Raw genomic sequence first — 21,366 nt, forward strand, 5'->3', positions numbered from 1 at the left:
CATACATCACGCCTCTCATATCGTTTCTATCCCCTGGGTACTCCTCGAAGAATGATTCTGTAAACCGAAGTCTAACTGTTCTCCTGCTTTCCCTCCAATCAAAAAACTCCGAATCTTAGATCAATCCTTTAAGTCTTTCAATCCAGAAAATTTGTTTAGGTCTGACCAGGTCCAGCGATCAAACCATTCATCTTTTGTCGATATCTAATCGCATCCTTGGATCGGGCTTTTGCAATCTGCATGGTAACATAATGCATCATCGCAATCGATAGCAGGTGATTCCCATTTTCTGTACTGTGAATTCCCTGTGGCGCTACCGGCACAGATCAAACTTGGTCGGTAACGGCACATTACTTAGGTAGACTGCGGGCAGGCTTGGATTCTAACATAGGTTAAGGCCCACATGTTAGATGTCGCATCATTTACACCTTTTACCTGATTGAGAGATCGGGCTTATTCGTTAGGTGTTGACGCACAGCAGACATGGTAAAAGTGATCCCATGCTTGGTGCTGGATGGGTAATTAAACCTTATAGGTATACAACAGATCTGAGCCAGGAATTAAAACTACAAATGATCGGCTGCATTCACCAGGCCGGGCAATTGTTATATGATTAGGAAGCAAATCATTTTCTATGATAGAAAGAGCCAGAAGAAATAGGCCTTGGTTGTCTGAAAATAGGTGGTACTGATAGTTGCTCTAAGGATATAGGTGTGGGTTATCAACTTAAACCTTTTGCCAATTTCTTATTTGCTTGTAGCATTTGTTATGTGCTATAAGGTGTTTTGTCCGTGCATTATCTGCATTTTTCCTTAGATATTAAACATAATATGTGCGTTTGGGCAGTGTGAAGTCTCTAGAACCAGAGCATAGTGAAGGGTACTAAAGCGAACTGATTTAGGACGATTGCTTCCATTAAATACTTCACTACACTATTCCAGTTAAAAATATACTTGCTGTAAACTAGCGACTTACGAAATGTTTGATGAGATTTGTTTAGAATGATTTGCAGGAGTAGAAAAAGAGCGTACCTTTGCAACCCGCAATTGAAGGATCGCGGTTGTTATTTGAAGGAAGGGTAAAGGAGTTAGAATTGGTTGAAGATCAGTAATGATTGGAGACGGAGGGAGAGAGCAAGTAGGGTGTAGGGATCTTAAGAAATCGAGCCTGAAAGAGAGAAAAAAGAATTTTAAAATAGTTCTTGGAGAAGCGAAAAAGATGACTACCTTTGCAGCCCGAACGGCGGGAAAGCGAAATTGAAAAACGGAGCTAAAAACGCAGAAAGGGGCGAGAAAAAAAATAAAAATTTTCTTCTTGCAAATAAGAAAAAGGTTCTTACCTTTGCAGTCCCAAACAAAACGGGACAAAAACACTGAGAGAGCGAATCTCGAAAGTAAATGAAAAACTGATAGAATTAATCCAAGCGTAAGTAAGGAATAAGGATATAAGAAAGGGAGTCGTGAGACACCGGAAGAAGTTCTTTAGAATAAAGAGAATAAAATAAATCATGAAGCAAAGCGGGAGCGATGCAGAGTTTACTAGAAGGTAAACGAAACATTGCGAACTGTCAAAAGACTTTGAGGACTGGAAATTTGTCAAAAGATAACATGATAAGCTTAGGCTTATCGCAAACAGATTTCTAATTTCCTAAGAGAAACTAGGGTCTGGATACAAACAAAACATTTTACAATGGAGAGTTTGATCCTGGCTCAGGATGAACGCTAGCGGCAGGCCTAATACATGCAAGTCGGACGGGATTGAGGAGCTTGCTCCTCATGAGAGTGGCGCACGGGTGCGTAACACGTATGTAACCTACCTTGTTCAGGGGGATAGCCTCTCGAAAGAGAGATTAAGACCGCATAAAATCACACTATGGCATCATAGAATGATCAAATATTTATAGGAACAAGATGGGCATGCGGAACATTAGCTAGTTGGTAAGGTAACGGCTTACCAAGGCTACGATGTTTAGGGGATCTGAGAGGATGGCCCCCCACACTGGTACTGAGACACGGACCAGACTCCTACGGGAGGCAGCAGTAAGGAATATTGGTCAATGGGCGGAAGCCTGAACCAGCCATGCCGCGTGCAGGAAGACGGCCCTACGGGTTGTAAACTGCTTTTGTACCGGAATAAACCTACTTACGTGTAAGTAGCTGAATGTACGGTAAGAATAAGGATCGGCTAACTCCGTGCCAGCAGCCGCGGTAATACGGAGGATCCGAGCGTTATCCGGATTTATTGGGTTTAAAGGGTGCGTAGGCGGCCTATTAAGTCAGGGGTGAAAGACGGTAGCTCAACTATCGCAGTGCCCTTGATACTGATGGGCTTGAATGCAGCTGAGGTAGGCGGAATGTGACAAGTAGCGGTGAAATGCATAGATATGTCACAGAACACCGATTGCGAAGGCAGCTTACTAAAGTGCGATTGACGCTGAGGCACGAAAGCGTGGGGATCAAACAGGATTAGATACCCTGGTAGTCCACGCCCTAAACGATGAATACTCGATGTTGGCGATATACGGTCAGCGTCTAAGCGAAAGCGTTAAGTATTCCACCTGGGGAGTACGCCCGCAAGGGTGAAACTCAAAGGAATTGACGGGGGCCCGCACAAGCGGAGGAGCATGTGGTTTAATTCGATGATACGCGAGGAACCTTACCCGGGCTTGAAAGTTAGTGAATAGAGCAGAGACGCTCTAGTCCTTCGGGACACGAAACTAGGTGCTGCATGGCTGTCGTCAGCTCGTGCCGTGAGGTGTTGGGTTAAGTCCCGCAACGAGCGCAACCCCTATGTTTAGTTGCCAGCACATAATGGTGGGGACTCTAAACAGACTGCCTACGCAAGTAGAGAGGAAGGAGGGGACGACGTCAAGTCATCATGGCCCTTACGTCCGGGGCTACACACGTGCTACAATGGGCCATACAGAGGGCAGCAACCTGGCAACAGGAAGCCAATCTCAAAAAGTGGTTCACAGTTCGGATCGGGGTCTGCAACTCGACCCCGTGAAGTTGGATTCGCTAGTAATCGCAGATCAGCAATGCTGCGGTGAATACGTTCCCGGGCCTTGTACACACCGCCCGTCAAGCCATGGAAGCTGGAAGTGCCTGAAGTGCGTAACCGCAAGGAGCGTCCTAGGGTAAAGTCGGTAACTGGGGCTAAGTCGTAACAAGGTAGCCGTACCGGAAGGTGCGGCTGGAATACCTCCTTTCTGGAGCGAATTTCCAAGAAGTCAGTCAGAGACTATAACATTGACAGCCTGCTTTGTTCATGTTTATTTTATTCTTTAAAGATATAACCCAGGAAGATGAAGCCATCAGTTGGGCCGGCTAAAAAGAGTCGGGACGATAAGTGGCAGTAGCAGTAGTAAGTAGTAGTATAAAATACTGCGACTGCAACTAAATACTGCAACTAAGAAATAAAGTCCCGTAGCTCAGTTTGGTTAGAGCACTACACTGATAATGTAGGGGTCAGCAGTTCAAATCTGCTCGGGACTACATAAGTAACATTAACCTTGGGGGATTAGCTCAGCTGGCTAGAGCACCTGCCTTGCACGCAGGGGGTCAACGGTTCGAATCCGTTATTCTCCACGATGCTTTTCGAGTCGCAATGACTCAAATGGGAAGCAAAAAGTTCTTTGACATATTGGAAGAAGTAATTAAAAAACGAGAAAACAACAGAGGTTGTGAATCGTGAGAAGTGAATAGAGAGTTTACTCACTACTAACAACTCACCACTCACCAACCAAATAAAGGCATATTATACCGAGCAAAAGCGGTATAGTAGAAGAAAGTAAGAAAGGGTACACGGGGGATGCCTTGGCTCTCAGAGGCGATGAAGGACGTGATAAGCTGCGATAAGCTACGGGGATTAGCAAATATGAATTGATCCGTAGATTTCCGAATGGGGAAACCTAACTAACTGAAGGTTAGTTGCATAGCGCGAACCCGCTGAACTGAAACATCTAAGTAGGCGGAGGAAGAGAAAACAATAGTGATTTCCAGAGTAGTGGCGAGCGAAATGGAAGAAGCCCAAACCATATTTGTTACGGCAAATATGGGGTTGTAGGACTACAATGTGATACATTAAAATGAACCGGAAGGGTCTGGGAAGGCCTGCCATAGAGCATGAAAGCTGCGTACGGGTAAGTGATAATGATCTAGTAGTATCCTGAGTACCGCGAGGTCGGAGACGCCTTGTGGGAATCTGCCGGCACCATCCGGTAAGGCTAAATACTCCTGAGAGACCGATAGTGAACCAGTACCGTGAGGGAAAGGTGAAAAGAACCCCGAACAGGGGAGTGAAATAGAACCTGAAACCGTGTACTTACAAGCGGTCGGAGCAGACAAGTTCTGTGACGGCGTGCCTTTTGCATAATGAGCCTACGAGTTACTCTTCTCTGGCAAGGTTAAGTGGTTAAGCCACGCAGCCGAAGCGAAAGCGAGTCTGAATAGGGCGTGCAGTCAGAGGAGGTAGACGCGAAACCTTGTGATCTACCCATGGGCAGGTTGAAGGTGCCGTAACAGGTACTGGAGGACCGAACCGATAAACGTTGAAAAGTTTCCGGATGACTTGTGGGTAGGGGTGAAAGGCTAATCAAACTGGGAAATAGCTCGTACTCCCCGAAATGTTTTTAGGAACAGCCTGGCGGTTGAGTTATAAAGAGGTAGAGCTACTGATTGGGTGCGGGGGAGTCAAATCCTACCAAATCCAGACAAACTCCGAATGCTTTATAATATACGCTGGAGTGAGGCTATGGGTGCTAAGGTCCATGGCCGAGAGGGAAAGAACCCAGACCATCAGCTAAGGTCCCCAAATTAACGCTAAGTTGAACTAACGAGGTCCGATTGCATAGACAGCTAGGATGTTGGCTTGGAAGCAGCCATTCATTTAAAGAGTGCGTAACAGCTCACTAGTCGAGCGATCGGGCATGGATAATAAACGGGCATCAAGCGTTATACCGAAGCTATGGATTTGCAGTAATGCATCTGGTAGGGGAGCATTCTACAGTCAGTGAAGCTATACGCGGCAAGCGGTGGTGGAGATTGTAGAAAAGCAAATGTAGGCATAAGTAACGATAAGGCGGGAGAGAAACCCGCCCACCGAAAGACTAAGGTTTCCTGATCAACGCTAATCGGATCAGGGTTAGTCGGGGCCTAAGGTGTAGCCGAAGGGCGAAGCCGATGGATAACTGGTTAATATTCCAGTACGTTTTATAACTGCGATGCAGTGACGGAGTAGTGAAACTGACGCGAACTGACGGAATAGTTCGTTAAAGGCTGTAGGTATAGGAGATGTAGTTAAGTACGCATCTTTTGCTGAAAGCTGATAGTACTCGGAACCTTCGGGGGATGGGATAGTTCAGGTAATCAGACTTCCAAGAAAACCTGCTAAGCTTCAGGTTATAAAACCCCGTACCGTAAACCGACACAGGTAGTCGAGGAGAGAATCCTAAGGTGCTCGAGTGAATCATGGCTAAGGAACTCGGCAAAATGGCCCTGTAACTTCGGGAGAAGGGGCGCTGCAGAAATGCAGCCGCAGTGAAAAGGCCCAGGCGACTGTTTAACAAAAACACATGGCTTTGCAAAATCGAAAGATGACGTATAAGGCCTGACACCTGCCCGGTGCTGGAAGGTTAAGAGGGGATGTTAGTCGCAAGGCGAAGCATTGAATCGAAGCCCCAGTAAACGGCGGCCGTAACTATAACGGTCCTAAGGTAGCGAAATTCCTTGTCGGGTAAGTTCCGACCTGCACGAATGGTGTAACGATCTGGGCGCTGTCTCAGCCATGAGCTCGGTGAAATTGTGGTATCGGTGAAGACGCCGGTTACCCGCAACGGGACGGAAAGACCCCATGCACCTTCACTACAACTTAACATTGATATCGGATACAGGATGTGTAGGATAGGTGGGAGACTGTGATCATGCTTCGCTAGGAGTATGTTAGTCAACGTTGAAATACCACCCTTTCTGTATTTGGTGTCTAACTCCACAAAGTGGAGGACATTGTTTGGCGGGTAGTTTGACTGGGGTGGTCGCCTCCAAAAAGGTAACGGAGGCTTTCAAAGGTAAGCTCAGTACGCTTGGTAACCGTACGCGGAGTGCAATAGCATAAGCTTGCTTGACAGTGAGACAGACAAGTCGAGCTGGGTCGAAAGACGGATATAGTGATCCGGTGGTTCTGCATGGAAGGGCCATCGCTCAAAGGATAAAAGGTACGCTGGGGATAACAGGCTGATCTCCCCCAAGAGCTCATATCGACGGGGAGGTTTGGCACCTCGATGTCGGCTCGTCACATCCTGGGGCTGGAGAAGGTCCCAAGGGTTCGGCTGTTCGCCGATTAAAGTGGCACGCGAGCTGGGTTCAGAACGTCGCGAGACAGTTCGGTCCCTATCTGTTGTGGGCGCAGGAAGTTTGAGTGGGGCTGACCTTAGTACGAGAGGACCGGGTTGGACTAACCTCTAGTGAATCTGTTATGGCGCCAGCTGTACTGCAGAGTAGCTACGTTGGGAATAGATAAGCGCTGAAAGCATCTAAGTGCGAAACTAGCCACGAGATGAGACTTCCATTGAGGGTCGTAGGAGACTACTACGTTGATAGGTTACAGGTGTAAAGGTGGTGACATCATAGCCGAGTAATACTAATCGCCCGAAGCTTTCTTCGTAACAGATAACGGGTGCAGAGCAATCTGCACCCACAATCAAAACAACAATGCTGTTGTTCTCTCGTTTTCTTTATTACTTCTTTCAATCATGTTAATGTTATTGGGTTGAATAAGTTGATTAAGTTGGATTGAGTGAGTGGTTAAAACTACTTAACAAAATCAACCACTTAACAAATCAACTACTCACCAATCAACATAAAAATATTCAGGTGCCTATATCGGCGGTGTCCACCTCTTCCCATTCCGAACAGAGAAGTTAAGCCCGCCAGAGCCGATGGTACTGCAGTAAAATGTGGGAGAGTAGGTCGGTGCCAACCTTTATCATCCGAAGAGGATGTAAAACTAAAAGCCTTTGCTATCAGCAAAGGCTTTTCTCGTTTTCAGACTTTTCTAAAATACATCCCCATCACGTCTTCATCTCCAAATCCATTCCTCTAATAGCCTTTATACACTTTTTCGATGCAGCTCTCGGACATCTGCTCTTATTCCCTTCAACATCGAAAGATCCTGAGAATCTTTAAATCCTAAAAATTCTGGTTCAGACTATTTTTGTATAATTGCATTATGTCATCACCTATTGTAACGGGCATACTGTCATACGGTATGTCCGGGCGTTTGTTTCAGTCGCCGTTTGTAAATGCTCATCCCGGTTTTAAGTTCAAAGCAGTAGTAGAGCGCAGCAAGAAGAAAGCTGCCGAGCGTTATCCTGATGTGATCAGCTATGATAGTGTGGATGAACTGCTGGCTGATAAAGAGATCGAGCTGGTGATTGTAAACACGCCGGGTTATACGCATTTTGATTTTGCCATGCAATCACTCAAGGCGGGCAAGAATGTGTTGATAGAGAAGCCGGCTTCGGGCACCGTAGAACAAGTAAAAGCTTTATATGACGAGGCGCGTGCTCGTAATCTGAACGTAATGGTTTATCAAAACCGCCGCTGGGACAGCGATTTTCAGTCTGTAAAACAAGTGGTTGAAAGTGGTCGTTTAGGTCGCCTGATCGAAGCACATTTTCGATTTGACAGATACAGTCCGGCATTAAGCCCTAAAGCATTTAAAGAAGATGCCGAGTTGGGTACCAACGGTTTGGTGTATGACCTGGGCCCACATCTGCTGGATCAAGTAATCAGCCTGTTTGGTCGCCCGTTGAGTTTCAACAAACAAGTAGGCATCAACCGCGAAGACTCAACCGTTATTGATTATTTCAGCATCCAGCTCAGCTACCCTAATCAGCTGAATGTTTTTGTCACTTCAAGCTTACTAGTGGCTCAGCCTCTACCATCATTTGTTGTGCATGGCACCTTAGGTAGCTACATTAAAGAGCGCTGCGATGTGCAGGAAGAACAATTGGACAAAGAAGTATTGCCAGACTACGAGGCTTACGGCATAGAACCCGCCGGTAGCGAAGGCGTATTGATAACCATTGGGCCCGATAAACAAAAGATCACAGAGCACATTGCGTCAACAAAAGGTAATTATATGCACTTGTTTGATGCCGTTTATCATACCATCCGCAATGGTGCGTTATACCCCATAACCGAGGAGCATGTAGCCTGGCAAATGGAAATTATTGAAGCATAAATACCTCTAACAAATAACATAAATGAAGAAAATACTAGCCATCCTGAGTTTAGTGATAGTTGCCGGCTGCAGCAATGCACAATCGCCTAAAGCCGCACCTGCAAAAACGTCTATTGCCAATAAACCCATTGCTCCGTACCATATTTTAACTGCCGATAGCGTTTGGGCTACTCCTGCAGATCTGAAAAAAGATCACCCCGTAATGATCATCTACTTCTCGCCTGATTGCAGCCACTGCCAGCGGATGATGTACGAGCTGAAACCGAAGATGGCCACCTTTAAAAATATGGAAGTAATTATGGTTACGTGGTCAGCCAATTATGATTTGCGGGCTATTCGCGAGTTCCGTCGTGATTATGACCTGGCCAAATACCACAACTTTGTAATTGGTACCGAGGGTTACACCCGTCTGGTGCAGCAATATTATAATGTAATGACTACGCCGTTCATCGCCATTTATGACAAGCACCATAAAATGGTGAAATCGTTTGATAAACCAACGCCGGCTGATACTATTGTGGCTGCGGTAAAGAAAGTATAAGTACCCAAACAGCTATAAAACAAAAAAGCGGCACAATGATATGCCGCTTTTTTGTTTTAGTAAGGTAGCCGGATTACAAGCTCTTTGCAATACCCATTTCCAAGCCACGCAGCTCGGCCAGGCCGCGCAGGCGACCGATAGCTGAGTAGCCCGGGTTAGTTTTTTTATTCAGATCATCCAACATCTGGTGACCGTGGTCGGGGCGCATAGCGATGTTAACTTTGCGCTCCTGCATAATTTTAATAACATTCTTTACTACACCATACATGTCCACATCGCCTTCCAGGTGATTGTCTTCATAGAAATCGCCTACCTCATTGCGTCGGGTGCTGCGCAGGTGTAGGAAGTTAATGCGATCTGCAAATTGCAATACCATCTCCGGAAGGTTATTGTCGGCCCTAACACCGAAAGAACCGGTGCAGAAACAAAGTCCGTTGTTGGTTGACGGTACGGCAGCGATCAATGCCTCAATATCGGCAGCGGTGCTAACTACACGAGGTAAGCCGAGGATAGGGTAAGGAGGATCATCCGGGTGGATCACCATTTTTACGCCATGCTCATCAGCCACCGGCACAATCTGCTGTAAGAAGTAGATGAGGTTGGCGCGCAATTTATCGGCGTCAATGTCTTTGTATTTATCCAAAGCCAGCTGAAAGTTTTCCAGCGTAAAGCTTTCTTCGCTGCCCGGCAAACCGGCTATAATGTTGCGTTGCAGCAGTTGCTTATCAGCATCGCTCATGCCATCAAAGCGAGCTTTGGCACGGGCAATCTCGGCTTCGGTGTATTCTGCTTCGGCACCGGGGCGTTTCAGCATAAATAGTTCAAAGGCTATAAAGGCAGCTTTTTCAAACAGCAGGGCTTTTGAACCATCTTCAACTGTGTAGGCCAGGTCGGTACGTGTCCAGTCCAGCACCGGCATAAAGTTATATGTGATGGTGTTGATACCACAATGCGCCAGGTTGATGATGCTTTGCTTGTAGTTTTCAATATACAGCAGGTAGTCGCCGCTTTGGGTTTTGATGCCCTCGTGCACGGGTACACTTTCTACCACATCCCAGGTAAGGCCTTCAGCTTCTACAATTTGCTGGCGTTTTTTAATTTCATCTACCGTCCACACTTGTCCGTTGGGGATATGGTGCAATGCGCTTACCACGCCGGTGCATCCGGCCTGACGGATATCGGCCAAGCTAACCGGATCATTAGGGCCATACCAGCGCATGGTTTGCACCATGTGGTATGGGTTGTTATTTTGACTACTCATTGTTGGTAATATTGATAGTTCAAAAATAAAAAACCTACGGCAAGATTTGGCAATTGCGCCCGTAAAGCATCAAGATAAAATGGCCATTTATTCAGTTAGATATGCTCAATTGTTTATGATGTAGCATTATTGAGCCAATAAGGCTGAATTTTTGGCGGATGGGCGGTGAAAAATCTTCCGGGAAGGAGGATGATGACCTCTGATTTGCGGTACGCCTCTGCCCAATTGACTTAACTGACAGGCTATCTTCTCTTATACTTAATTGCAGATTTTATAAGTGGCATGGGCTTTTTTGAGTAGTTTCGGCTCACAATCCAAACTTATCATGAAAAGAAGACTATTGATTCTTATTACCCTTTTTATTCCTCTTTTTCTTTCTGCACAAAATGAAGCACCTCTGGTAAAAGATTTCGTTAAGAAGTCGCGCGGGGTATCATCGTTCGTTCTGAATGACGATGTAAACGTTATGAGCATTAATACCGATAACACCAACACCGAGATGGTGGCCGTTAAGAGCAACATGCAGGTGTTGTGGCGCACCAAGGTTGCCGGATACGCGGTGTCTGCCGGTAATTTTAAAGGCAAGGTGTTTGTTGTAACGGCGTCAGATCATAGTGCGATGCGCGGAACAACCAATAATTTTACTTGTTATCTGCTTGATCCGGCATCGGGAAGCGTTAGCTTGCAGCAAAAGATCTATGAGGGCGGTAAACAGATGGTGGAAGAACCGCATTTCTTTTGGGCCAAAGATGGATCGTTGTTTAAAATGGTAGTCCGTCAGTCGGGTATCACCAACAAATTGCATGTGGGCCTGCCCGGGCCATTGGCATTGATCACCATGTATAAAATGGCCAAGGATTTTTCCACTACCCGCTCTCTGGCCATTATCGATTTTGACGAGAAACTTGTTCCCATCAGCATTATGGCGCCAGAGCCGCACAGTGGAGAGTTGGCAGACATTCGCGTTAATTATGATGGTGATGTTTTTTTGGCCTGGGCGCAAAAGAATAGCGATATAGAGATTGAGCGTTATGCTCGTAATACCGAAAAGCCTGCAAGCAAGGTAAATGTTTCGCTTGATCTTCGCGGATACGAGTATAGCCGTTTGGTGGCCTCGCTTTATATGTTGCCTTCCTCAAGCGAACCCCAGGTACTTTACGGTGCCATTGCCCATCAAAACACCAATAAAGATGAGCAGCTATCGGTTTTTAAGGCTGATTTCAAAACAGGAAAATGCACTATCCAAACAGAGTCGCTTGAAAAGGATGCGATCAAGGCAATCAATAAAGGATATAGGGTGATCAATAAAAAAGTAGATGATCCAGATCTGGGTTGGGGTAACGATTGCAGGATCGATCTGCTGGAAGAGCATAACGGCAAATTGGTTATTTGTTCGGTTAAGCAATACGTAATATGGGGTAATACTTCGTCTTCTTTTATTTCAAGAGCGCCGTTATTGTCTATTTACAATCTTGATCTGAAACTGCAAGCTCATCAATTGATACCTTCATCATTTGGGATAGGCACCGCCTATACGATGCCTGTAGCAACTTATCATTTTGCTGACGATAAGCTTTACCTGATAGCCAATGCAAAGACCGGCATGGTAGAGATAAGTGGAATGTTTGGTGTGCTTAATCTGAATAACGGACAATGGGAGCGGCAGGAATACCTCTCTAAAAAGCATATGAGCAACCCAATGTTTGTAAATGATGCCACCATGTGGTATAAAAAAGGTGCGGTGGCCTGCTATTCAGACTTGTCTTTTGGAATTGGCACCGTAAAAACTTCATGCGATCTGCAACAAGTGAATTTTTAAGATAAACGTTAGATCAAAGGTTGGTAGATAATGCTTTATGATAAAGCATTATCCAGGCCGTGATTTTTCCCTTTGTTGCATGGGCATTGGTTTGCTACCAGTAATAAATTTATTACTTTTGGGCTCACAAAAAAAGCAGATATCGCTATGAACTTTCCCGCAGAACTGAAATACACTAAAGACCACGAATGGATCCGTGTAGAAGGATCGGAAGCTACTGTTGGCATTACCGAGTTTGCACAGCGTGAGCTGGGCGATATTGTTTACATTGATGTTACCACCGTTGGTAAAGCAGTAGCCAAAGAGGAAGTTTTTGGTACCGTTGAAGCGGTTAAAACCGTATCTGACCTGTTTATGCCGGTAAACGGTACTGTAACAGAGCTGAACGCCAAATTAGACGGACAGCCGGAGTTGGTAAACACAGACCCTTATGGCGATGGCTGGATGGTAAAGATCAGTCTGAGCGATGTATCAGAAATTGACGGTTTGCTTTCAGCAGAAGATTACCAGGCTATCATTGGTGCATAATTCATGAAAGCATTTTTAAAATACCAGGGGCCCGCAGTACTGTGGGCCCTGTTTATTTTGGTGATGTGCAGTGTAAGCCTGGGCACCGTAGGAGACTCGCATCTTTTCTTCACTGGCTTTGATAAAGTGACCCATTGCGGGTTGTTTTTTGTAATGGTGGTATGGATAACCAAAGGGATGATCAGGAAGAACGGCGCATTACAGATCAATTACTCACAGGCTGCTATTGCGCTGCTGTTGTCTGTGGCATACGGCGGAGCTATAGAACTGGCGCAAGCTTTTATTTTTACCTGGCGCGATGGCGATTGGGGCGATATGGCCAGCGATGTGATTGGCGCCAGTATGGCAACATTTTGTATCTTGGTTACGTTATATCGACCAAAGCGATGAAAAAATTAAAGTACATTTTGGTGTTGCTGGCGGCTTGCGCGGTAATTTCTTCATGCGGCATTTTTAAAAAGAACTGCAATTGTCCGCATTTTGGCATGCAGAAAACGGCTGCTCAAAACCTTAATAAGGCACGCTAATCCTGTTTCCCTCCATATTTTCCTGGTTATAGATAGGTTTTTAGGTCGATAATAAAACTTCGGCTTAGGATGCAACGTCTAAAAAACTGTTGCGTCATGTGATTGGATTTAATCTACGAAAATTTCATACGAATATTTCGTAGATAAGAAATTAGTTTTTAATTTCGCTTAACCAAACCATTAAAACACTCACATGAAGAAGCCATTATACCTTGCCATTATCCTTTTTGTGCTAACTGCTTTTGCGTTTAAAGCCGATGCACAGCACAAAGGAACCGTTAAAGCCAAAATAGTTGATGCCAAAGATGTACCGATAGAATTGGCCACCGCCTCTGTCCTCGCCGCTGACTCGTCACTGGTACGTACTACCGCTACCGATAAAAACGGGATGCTCAACATAGAAGGATTGGCCTTTGGTCATTACCGGCTCATGGTATCGCAACTGGGCTTACAACATAAAATTGTGCCATTTACCCTATCCGCAGAAAAACCGGTTGTTGATCTGGGTAAATTGCAAATGGAAGTGGCCGTACATGCCCTGAACCAGGTAGATGTTGTGGGCGAGAAAGCCCCGGTAACCATTAAGGGCGATACCACAGAGTTTAATGCCTCGTCATTCAAAACCCAAAAAAATGATAATGTAGAAGCGCTGATAAAAAAGCTACCGGGTGTTGATGTAGATAAAGACGGAAAAATTACCGCCCAGGGCCAGCAGGTTAAAAAAGTGCTGGTGGATGGCAAAGAGTTCTTCGGGAATGATCCTAAGGCGGCCACCCGCAACCTGCCTGCCGATGCCGTGAAATCTGTACAGGTGATAGACGATAAGACTGACAAAGCGAAGAATACCGGTATTGACGACGGCCAGCGCCAGAAAGTAATGAACGTAACGTTAAAGGACGATAAAAAGTCGGGCTGGTTTGGCAATATCACCGGAGCGAGCGGTAATAGCGACCGTTACCTCGGGCAATTTAATTTGAACCATTTTGATACCAAAAGGCAGCTATCGTTCCTGTTTCTGAGCAATAACGTAAACGAGTCAGGTTTCTCTTTCGAGGATCTGAACAATTTTGCCGGTAATGGCCTGTTCGATATGTTTTCTGGCGGCGGCGGCGGTGGTATCACCATTAATATGAGCAGCAGTGGCAGGGTTGATATTAATGGCGCGTTCTCGGGCGTTGGTGGTGGCTTAATTACCAGTCACTCAGGCGGTATTAATTACTCGGACGAGTTTGCCAAGGGAAAGTTGAAGTTTAATGCCAGTACGCTATCTATCCTTACTCGAAATACGGTTGCCCGCACTTCAGATATTCAGGATTTGCCTAATAATTTGTTCACCAATCAGTTGAGCAACGGCAATAATACCAGTAACAGTTATCGCCTTAACTTTTCTCTGGAGTATAAGCTGGATAGTCTAACCACGTTCAGGCTGAAACCTGTGGTATCTACCACTTACAAAAAGAATTACTCATCGCTAACATCGGGTACAGTAGACCAACTGGCAGACAGCGTAAACAGCATCAGGCAGCTGTTTGACCAAAGCATGCATAGCCCGGCAATTGGCGGCCAGTTTACATTTAACCGTAAACTGCATAACAACGCGGGCTCGTTAAACTTTTTTGTGGACGGCAATTACTCCGCTAATAACTCCGATTATACCAACCGCTCCAATACCCTCTTTTACCAGGGTACGCAGCCAAATTCTAATCTGAACCAATTGGCTTCGCAGGATGCTGATGTGAGCTATTTGAACGGTACCGCCTCGTTTGTGCGCCAGTTGAACCGTATAAAACGCATTAGCTTAACCATGAGTCAGGGCTTTAACGTACAAAAGCAAAATGCCACCCAAAACACGCTTGATTATAACCCCGTAACCGGCAATTATGAGATATTGAACCCCTTGTACAGTGGTCTGTCTGATAACCATAGTCACCGCTATACCAGCACCGTTGGCTTGAGCAAAACCAACGATAAGTTTACTGTTAACGTTAACATGGCTTTGAGCGAGCTGGGGCTGTCGGGCTACTCTAACGCCAACAACGCCGTGAACAACGTTGGCCGCGAGGATTGGGCGTTCACCCCCAACGCATCGTTTTCTTTACGGAAAAATAAAAGTGGGCGCTATGCCTACATCAGCGTGGGTACAGATGTAAGTCAGCCGTCGGCTACAGATCTGCAAACGGTGTTTACCAATACTAATCCGCTCTACATCAGGCAAGGAAATCCGGACCTGAAAATGTCGCGTTCGTTCTATGTCAACGGTAGCTTTAGTCGTTTCAACCAGAAAAATAATACCTACTACAACGTTAACGCAAGCTATAATACCACTTATAATGGCTTTAGTACCGCAAGTAGCGTAAATGGTGGTGTAACCACATCGAGACCTATCAATGTTGACGGTAATTACAGTATGACGGTGGGCGCCAGCATGGGCAAGCCAACGCAGATCAAAGGGCTGAAATTTAATACAGGCATTTACACTAACATGAGTCGTAATATCAATATGATCAATGATAACCGTAATGCAGTTACCCGTTTCTCGCCAAATGTAAATGCGGGGTTAAACTTTGATCGCGATAAGTTTCAGACCAGCATCAACACCGCTGTTTTTTATAATAATGCAAAAAACTCTTACCAAAGCGCAGCCGACAGGCACTATTGGTCTTACAACAACCGCATGAGCGCCAGTGTGCTTCCGGTTAAAACGCTGCGCATTTTTAGCGATGTTACGCAAAGCATGTATAGGGGGCAGCCGGCCAGCGCCAACACTACTTACTATTTATGGAATGCCGGTATTGAGCGTTACTTTCTGAAAGGGCGAAACCTGACACTTTCGCTCAACGCGTTTGATTTGCTCGATCAAAACTCGGGCATCCAGCGCAGCGTAACACAATTGGGCGCTATCCAGAATAATCAGACCAATACCCTGGGCCGTTATTTTTATTTAAAATTGATCTACAAGATCACCAAAGTTGGCGGCCCGACTAACCGTGGTTCGGGGATTGTGATTGGGAGGTAAAGGCTTTAACCAGGATTGAACGGATGTTTAGGATTTACAGGATAGCTATTCTCGCCGCCTAAGATCCTATTAACCATTTGCCCAAAATATACACCGCGTCATTGCGAGGAACGAAGCAATCTCTGCATATGCAAAGCGGATTTGCACATCCGAGTATCCTTCGCAGAGATTGCTTCGTTCCTCGCAATGACGCGATGGAGTATGCTTAATAACGACTGACGTTTGTAAAAATCCTGTAAATCGTTAAAAATCTATCTAACCTTGTTTGGGGTTATTTGGAATTATTTTAAATAAAGTTTACATTTGCCTACCTTTAATAGAAAAATGAAGCTTTCGCAACTTGAAGTAGGTATGAGGGGTATTGTAAAAGAATTTACAGACCTTGAAATGTCCGTGAAATTAATGGAAATGGGCTGTCTTCCTGGTGAAGAAGTGGTGGTTGAGCGTATTGCTCCCCTGGGCGATCCTATTGCCATTAATGTATCAGGCTATCAATTAAGTTTACGCAAACTAGAGGCTTCAACTATTATCTTACAATAGTTTGAGCATTGAAAGCTGATCTGAGAGTTGCGCTTGTTGGAAATCCCAATACGGGTAAATCAACCCTTTTTAACGTATTAACCGGCCTTAACCAGAAAATAGGAAATTTTCCAGGTGTAACGGTTGATAAGAAAACGGGTACCTGCCAATTGCCCGACGGTCGCACTGCCGAGATTATTGACCTGCCCGGCACCTACAGCTTATATCCTAAAAGTAAAGACGAATCTATCGTGTTTTCTGTTTTGGCAGATAAACACACCGATACAACGCCAGATCTGGTAGTCATCATTCTTGATGCCACCAACCTGAAGCGTAACCTGTTGCTTTACACCCAGGTGGCCGACCTGAAGATCCCTGTCATTGTTGCCCTCAACATGACTGACCTGGCCGGTAAATCGGGCATCATCATCAATACAGAAACTTTTTCGCAAAAATTGGGCGTGCCGGTGGTATCCATCTCGGCCCGTAAAGCCAAAGGGATTGATGAGTTGAAACAGGCCATTGCCTTTGCCAACAAGGTGCCCCTGCAACTGGATTCCATTGATGTGGAGAGTATAGCTCCTGCATTGATAGCCGACATCAGCGCCGAGGTAAAGACCGATAACCCGTACTTCGCCCTGCAACTGGCGCATCAGCATGAGCACCTGAAATCTTTAACTTCTGAACAGAGCGACAGGATAGAAGCCCTGGAGCAAAAACACAGCTTCCACTCGCAAAAGGCTCAGGCAACCGAAACCATTGCCCGCTACAATTTTATCAATGAATTGCTGGCCGACACGGTAACACAACCCGAAAATGCCCGCGAGGAAAGCATGAGCAACAAAATAGATCACGTGCTAACGCATAAGGTGTTTGGCTTTGTGATTTTTATTGGCATCCTGCTGTTTATGTTCCAGTCTATCTTTGCGTGGTCTGCCTACCCGATGGATTTGATTTCCAGCGGATTTGTGCTGCTGCAAGATTGGCTGCATAAAGCCTTGCCCGCCGGCCCGCTCACCAGTTTGCTGGTGGATGGTATTGTGGCCGGTTTGAGCGGCGTGCTGGTGTTTATCCCGCAAATTGCTATTCTTTTTGCCTTTATATCCATACTGGAAGATACCGGCTACATGGCGCGCGTTACGTTTATGATGGATAAAATTATGCGTAAGGTGGGGCTGAACGGTAAATCTGTAGTGCCGCTGATTGGTGGTTTTGCCTGCGCGGTACCATCCATCATGAGTACGCGTACCATTGAAAACTGGAAAGACCGCATCATTACTATCATGGTAACGCCACTGGTTACCTGTTCTGCGCGCTTGCCGGTTTACACGCTGTTAATTGCCCTGGTGGTACCCAATAAAACCGTCTGGTGGATTTTTAACATGCAGGGTCTGGCGCTAACGGCTATGTATATCCTCAGCCTGGTATCGGCCGTGGTGGTTGCCCTGGTGTTTAAGTTTATCATCAAAGGTCGTGAGAGAGGTTACTTCATTATGGAGCTGCCGGTTTACCGCATGCCGCGCTGGAATAACGTAGCGCTCAGCATGTATGATCGATCTAAAGCCTTTGTGTTTGAAGCTGGTAAGGTGATCATTGCGGTATCTGTAGTGTTATGGGTACTGGCCAGTTACGGGCCGGGGAAACGCTTTGAACAGATTGAAAGCAAATACAGTCAACCGCAATATACCAAAACTGTTAAGGCTGATGACTTGCAGCGTATGGTGGCTTCAGAGAAATTGGAAAACTCTTATGCTGGTGTGTTGGGCCATGTGATAGAGCCTGCTATCCGTCCGCTGGGTTTTGACTGGAAGATAGGCATCGCCCTTATTACTTCATTTGCTGCCCGCGAAGTGTTTGTAGGCACTATGGCCACCATTTACAGCGTAAATGGCGATGCCGACAACATGCAATCGGTACAAGAAAAAATGGCCGGTGCCAGGAATCCTGATACCGGTAAGCCGGTGTTTACGGTGGCGGTGGCTTTCTCACTCATGATGTTCTATGCTTTTGCCATGCAGTGCGCCAGCACCATGGGCGTAGTATATCGCGAAACTAAAAACTGGCGCTGGCCGCTGGCCCAGTTTACCTACATGACCGTGCTGGCTTATGTAGTGAGTTTGATAACCTATCAGCTACTGAAATAAATTCGGATTTCGAATGTTCAAATCCGAATTTATGAAAATTTGGATTTGGGTTTATGGTGTTTCTTGTCAAGTCGCTCAACCGTAAATAAATCCGAAATTGAAAATGCGAAATCCGATATCTAATCGGTAATATAAAATTTACCATTCCGTAAGCCCTGCTTAGCAATAAAGTTACATAGGTTACTCGGCGAAACCGATGCCAAAAAGTGATTTTTGCGGCATGAATTGTAAACCTTTACTCAAAGTTTTTTCCATCATATTTTTATTTGGTGTTTTAAGTGCTCAGGCCCAGACAAATGTGCCTGTAAAAGGTGCCGTGAGCGGCAAACTGGTAGACGCGGCCAGCAACCAGCCACTGGCTTTTGCCACGGCGGCGTTGATCAGAAAGGCGGATAACACCGCGGCTAAAAGCATCCAGACCGATATGGATGGTAACTTTAAGCTGGATAACCTGGCCGATGGCCTCTACCTGCTGCGCACTACCTATGTGGGTTACGGCAACTATGTAAAAGACTCGATCTATATCAGTCCGAAGAAAAAGATCTTTCAACTGGGCCTGGTGAAGATGAAGCAGGCCGGAAAAGCCTTGAAAGAGGTGACTGTGAAGGCGCAGCGTAGCAATATACAATTGGGTGTAGACCGCAAAGTATTCAATGTAGAGCAAAGCCTGGTAAGTGCAGGCGGCTCGGCAACAGATTTGTTGAGCAACGTACCGTCGGTACAAGTGGATGTGGATGGTAACCTGAACCTGCGCGGATCAAGCGATGTGCGCGTGTTGATTAACGGCAAACCCTCTATGCTGGCCGGTGCCAGTATGGCCGACATTCTGCAGTCAATCCCGGCAAGTTCTATCGAGACTATTGAGGTGATTACCAATCCATCATCAAAATATGATGCCGAAGGTCAATCTGGTATCGTAAACATCGTGCTGAAGAAAAATGCGCGTGTGGGTACCAACGGTAACGTTGCTGTAGCTGTGGGTAATCAGCATACTTACAATGTGAGCGCTGCTGTTGCGCACCAGGGCAAAAATGTAAACCTGTATGCCAATTATAGCTACCGCGATGCTAACCGCAACGGGAATGGCTATACCAACAGAACCTCGTTACGGAATGATACCAGCATCCTGTCTAACCAGATCTCTAACCAGGCATTCACTTTTAACTCACACAACATTCGTGCGGGTATCGATATCAGTCTCGATCCTAAAACCACGCTGAGCTTTTCAGGTAACGGCAACTTCCGCCAGCGCGATAAGTATCAGTTTGGGAACACCAACACTTTCACCAATGGCGTACTGACGCAAACATTAGGTCAGAACAATCAAGCCATCAGCGGCACTAACCGTAACCTGGATTTTAATGCTGATTTTGATCATAAATACAAAAAACAAGGCGAAGAGCTGACCGCTAACATTGGTTACTCCAGCGAGCACGAGACCTCTAACGACAGTTTAAGAAGTACTTACAACTTTTTTAACCCGGCAAGTATCAGGGAGCGCATCCAGCATAACAACAGCTTGCAGAAAGAGTATAACATTAACCTGCAGGCAGATTACACTTTGCCGTTGAGCCATAATAACAAGATTGAAGCTGGTTACCGCAGTACTTTCTCTCAGAATGATAACGGTAACGATGTGGATACCCTGCAAGGCAGCGGCTTTGTGCACGATGGTACGTTAACCAACCATTTTCTTTATAAAGAGCAGGTGCATGCCGTGTATGGTACTTATCAGCAGCAGTTTGGTCAGTTTGGCGTGCAAGGCGGTGTGCGTATGGAAGAGGCTATTATCAATACGATGGTACACGAAACCGGCGAGCCGCACCATCAAGACTATTTCCGTGTTTACCCAAGCCTTTTCCTGACAGATAAGCTGAACGATAACCAAACGCTGCAACTGAGCTATACCCGCCGGGTAAGCCGTCCGCGCGACAGGCAGATCAACGCGTTTCTGGATAAGAGCGATCCGCTGAACTGGCAAACTGGTAACCCACTGTTGAAGCCGGAAGACACGCACTCTATGGAGCTGAGCTATATCAACTACTGGAAAGCGCTTACGCTGACCTCGTCTTTATATTACCGGTTAACTAACGACGATATTCAGCAGATCCGCACGCCAATTACCTCAACCATCAGCAGCCTGACCTATCAAAATATCAAGAACTCGCAGAACAGCGGTTTTGAGTTGATTGCCAAGGTTGATGCTTCGCAGGCGTTAGATTTTACGGCCAACGTTAATGCCTACTACCGCTACCTGCAAGGCGATGCATCACTCAAGCTACCAAACTCATCAGGTTTTGCATGGAATGCCAATCTGACTGCCAACATAAAACCAACCAAAGCGTTGGGCGTACAGCTGCGTGGCGATTACCAGGCACCGCAGGTAATTACTCAGGGTCGTCAACGTGCAATGGCTGGTATGGATGCCGGTTTGAAATATGACCTGACCAAAGCAATTAGCTTAGGCGCCAACGTGCGCGATGTGTTTAACAGCCGCAAGTTTGGTTCAATTACAGATATCGTACAGTCGCCAACCTTCTCGCAGCACTCAGAATCAGTGCGTCGTTTCCAAACACGTACCATTCTGTTTACAGCGTCATACCGTTTCGGGTCAACGCCTGGACAGCGTCGTAACCGTAACAAAGACAAAAAAGATCAGGACAATGGTGGCGGCGGCGACGATATGGGCCAAGACCAGGGCGGCGATGGCGGCATGAGCGCACAAAGGTCAAATTAAAACACCCCTCCCGACCTCCCCGAAGGGGAGGTG

General features: G+C 46.1%; 11 protein-coding genes, 2 tRNA genes and 3 rRNA genes. 15 read left to right on the plus strand and 1 reads right to left on the minus strand.

Annotation, left to right across the window (positions count from 1 at the left end):
- Window positions 1-1,686 precede the first annotated feature (1,686 nt).
- From ABZR88_RS00255 to ABZR88_RS00285, 7 genes are all read left to right on the plus strand, one after another.
- Window positions 1,687-3,208, plus strand: a 16S ribosomal RNA gene (locus ABZR88_RS00255).
- Window positions 3,209-3,419: 211 nt separating this feature from the next.
- Window positions 3,420-3,494: transfer RNA gene (locus ABZR88_RS00260), tRNA-Ile, on the plus strand.
- Between the two features lie 19 nt (window positions 3,495-3,513).
- Window positions 3,514-3,587: transfer RNA gene (locus tag ABZR88_RS00265), tRNA-Ala, on the plus strand.
- Between the two features lie 195 nt (window positions 3,588-3,782).
- A 23S ribosomal RNA gene (locus ABZR88_RS00270) occupies window positions 3,783-6,660 on the plus strand.
- A 205-nt stretch (window positions 6,661-6,865) separates the two neighbouring features.
- Window positions 6,866-6,977: ribosomal RNA gene (gene rrf / locus ABZR88_RS00275) — 5S ribosomal RNA — on the plus strand.
- Together the 16S, 23S and 5S rRNA genes with 2 tRNA genes alongside form the textbook arrangement of a ribosomal RNA operon.
- 247 nt (window positions 6,978-7,224) lie before the next feature.
- Window positions 7,225-8,241 carry a Gfo/Idh/MocA family oxidoreductase gene (locus ABZR88_RS00280; RefSeq protein WP_107829385.1) on the plus strand — a complete coding sequence of 339 codons (1,017 nt, stop codon included), beginning with the start codon at window positions 7,225-7,227 and terminating at the stop codon, window positions 8,239-8,241.
- A 22-nt stretch (window positions 8,242-8,263) separates the two neighbouring features.
- Window positions 8,264-8,782 (plus strand): redoxin domain-containing protein, encoded by a 519-nt coding sequence (locus ABZR88_RS00285; protein WP_107829384.1) that lies wholly within the window; start codon window positions 8,264-8,266, stop codon window positions 8,780-8,782.
- Window positions 8,783-8,855: 73 nt separating this feature from the next.
- On the opposite strand, the gene uxuA is transcribed toward ABZR88_RS00285, so the two are convergent.
- Window positions 8,856-10,043 (minus strand): mannonate dehydratase, encoded by a 1,188-nt coding sequence (uxuA, locus tag ABZR88_RS00290; protein WP_245917072.1) that lies wholly within the window; start codon window positions 10,041-10,043, stop codon window positions 8,856-8,858.
- A gap of 325 nt (window positions 10,044-10,368) precedes the next feature.
- Here uxuA and ABZR88_RS00295 point away from each other — a divergent pair, with 325 nt between their 5' ends.
- The 8 genes from ABZR88_RS00295 to ABZR88_RS00330 all read left to right on the plus strand — a co-directional run bounded on the left by ABZR88_RS00295 (window position 10,369) and on the right by ABZR88_RS00330 (window position 21,333).
- Window positions 10,369-11,862: a hypothetical protein gene (locus ABZR88_RS00295; RefSeq protein ID WP_107829383.1), complete on the plus strand. Its 1,494-nt coding sequence runs from the start codon at window positions 10,369-10,371 to the stop codon at window positions 11,860-11,862.
- Between the two features lie 147 nt (window positions 11,863-12,009).
- Window positions 12,010-12,390 carry a glycine cleavage system protein GcvH gene (gene gcvH / locus ABZR88_RS00300; protein ID WP_107829436.1) on the plus strand — a complete coding sequence of 127 codons (381 nt, stop codon included), beginning with the start codon at window positions 12,010-12,012 and terminating at the stop codon, window positions 12,388-12,390.
- Window positions 12,391-12,393: 3 nt separating this feature from the next.
- On the plus strand, window positions 12,394-12,780 hold the full coding sequence (locus tag ABZR88_RS00305; RefSeq protein WP_107829382.1) for a VanZ family protein: 387 nt from the start codon (window positions 12,394-12,396) through the stop codon (window positions 12,778-12,780).
- Window positions 12,777-12,917: a hypothetical protein gene (locus ABZR88_RS00310; RefSeq protein WP_170113633.1), complete on the plus strand. Its 141-nt coding sequence runs from the start codon at window positions 12,777-12,779 to the stop codon at window positions 12,915-12,917. The genes ABZR88_RS00305 and ABZR88_RS00310 overlap by 4 nt, the downstream gene beginning before the upstream one ends.
- 193 nt (window positions 12,918-13,110) lie before the next feature.
- Window positions 13,111-15,933 carry a TonB-dependent receptor gene (locus ABZR88_RS00315; protein ID WP_107829381.1) on the plus strand — a complete coding sequence of 941 codons (2,823 nt, stop codon included), beginning with the start codon at window positions 13,111-13,113 and terminating at the stop codon, window positions 15,931-15,933.
- A 324-nt stretch (window positions 15,934-16,257) separates the two neighbouring features.
- Complete coding sequence (locus ABZR88_RS00320; RefSeq protein WP_107829380.1) at window positions 16,258-16,473, plus strand: ferrous iron transport protein A; 216 nt, start codon at window positions 16,258-16,260, stop codon at window positions 16,471-16,473.
- 8 nt (window positions 16,474-16,481) lie between these two features.
- Window positions 16,482-18,596: a ferrous iron transport protein B gene (gene feoB / locus ABZR88_RS00325; protein ID WP_107829379.1), complete on the plus strand. Its 2,115-nt coding sequence runs from the start codon at window positions 16,482-16,484 to the stop codon at window positions 18,594-18,596.
- Between the two features lie 220 nt (window positions 18,597-18,816).
- Window positions 18,817-21,333 (plus strand): TonB-dependent receptor, encoded by a 2,517-nt coding sequence (locus ABZR88_RS00330; RefSeq protein ID WP_170113632.1) that lies wholly within the window; start codon window positions 18,817-18,819, stop codon window positions 21,331-21,333.
- Window positions 21,334-21,366 lie beyond the last annotated feature (33 nt).

Source organism: Mucilaginibacter yixingensis (assembly GCF_041080815.1).
In the GTDB taxonomy this organism is placed as follows: domain Bacteria; phylum Bacteroidota; class Bacteroidia; order Sphingobacteriales; family Sphingobacteriaceae; genus Mucilaginibacter; species Mucilaginibacter yixingensis.

Excerpts from the sequence above, each read along its gene's own strand:
- ABZR88_RS00280 (WP_107829385.1), top strand. The coding sequence starts at position 7,225 with ATGTCATCACCTATTGTAACGGGCATACTGTCATACGGTATGTCCGGG.
- ABZR88_RS00285 (WP_107829384.1), top strand. The coding sequence starts at position 8,264 with ATGAAGAAAATACTAGCCATCCTGAGTTTAGTGATAGTTGCCGGCTGC.
- uxuA (WP_245917072.1), bottom strand. The coding sequence starts at position 10,043 with ATGAGTAGTCAAAATAACAACCCATACCACATGGTGCAAACCATGCGC.
- ABZR88_RS00295 (WP_107829383.1), top strand. The coding sequence starts at position 10,369 with ATGAAAAGAAGACTATTGATTCTTATTACCCTTTTTATTCCTCTTTTT.
- gcvH (WP_107829436.1), top strand. The coding sequence starts at position 12,010 with ATGAACTTTCCCGCAGAACTGAAATACACTAAAGACCACGAATGGATC.
- ABZR88_RS00305 (WP_107829382.1), top strand. The coding sequence starts at position 12,394 with ATGAAAGCATTTTTAAAATACCAGGGGCCCGCAGTACTGTGGGCCCTG.
- ABZR88_RS00310 (WP_170113633.1), top strand. The coding sequence starts at position 12,777 with ATGAAAAAATTAAAGTACATTTTGGTGTTGCTGGCGGCTTGCGCGGTA.
- ABZR88_RS00315 (WP_107829381.1), top strand. The coding sequence starts at position 13,111 with ATGAAGAAGCCATTATACCTTGCCATTATCCTTTTTGTGCTAACTGCT.
- ABZR88_RS00320 (WP_107829380.1), top strand. The coding sequence starts at position 16,258 with ATGAAGCTTTCGCAACTTGAAGTAGGTATGAGGGGTATTGTAAAAGAA.
- ABZR88_RS00330 (WP_170113632.1), top strand. The coding sequence starts at position 18,817 with ATGAATTGTAAACCTTTACTCAAAGTTTTTTCCATCATATTTTTATTT.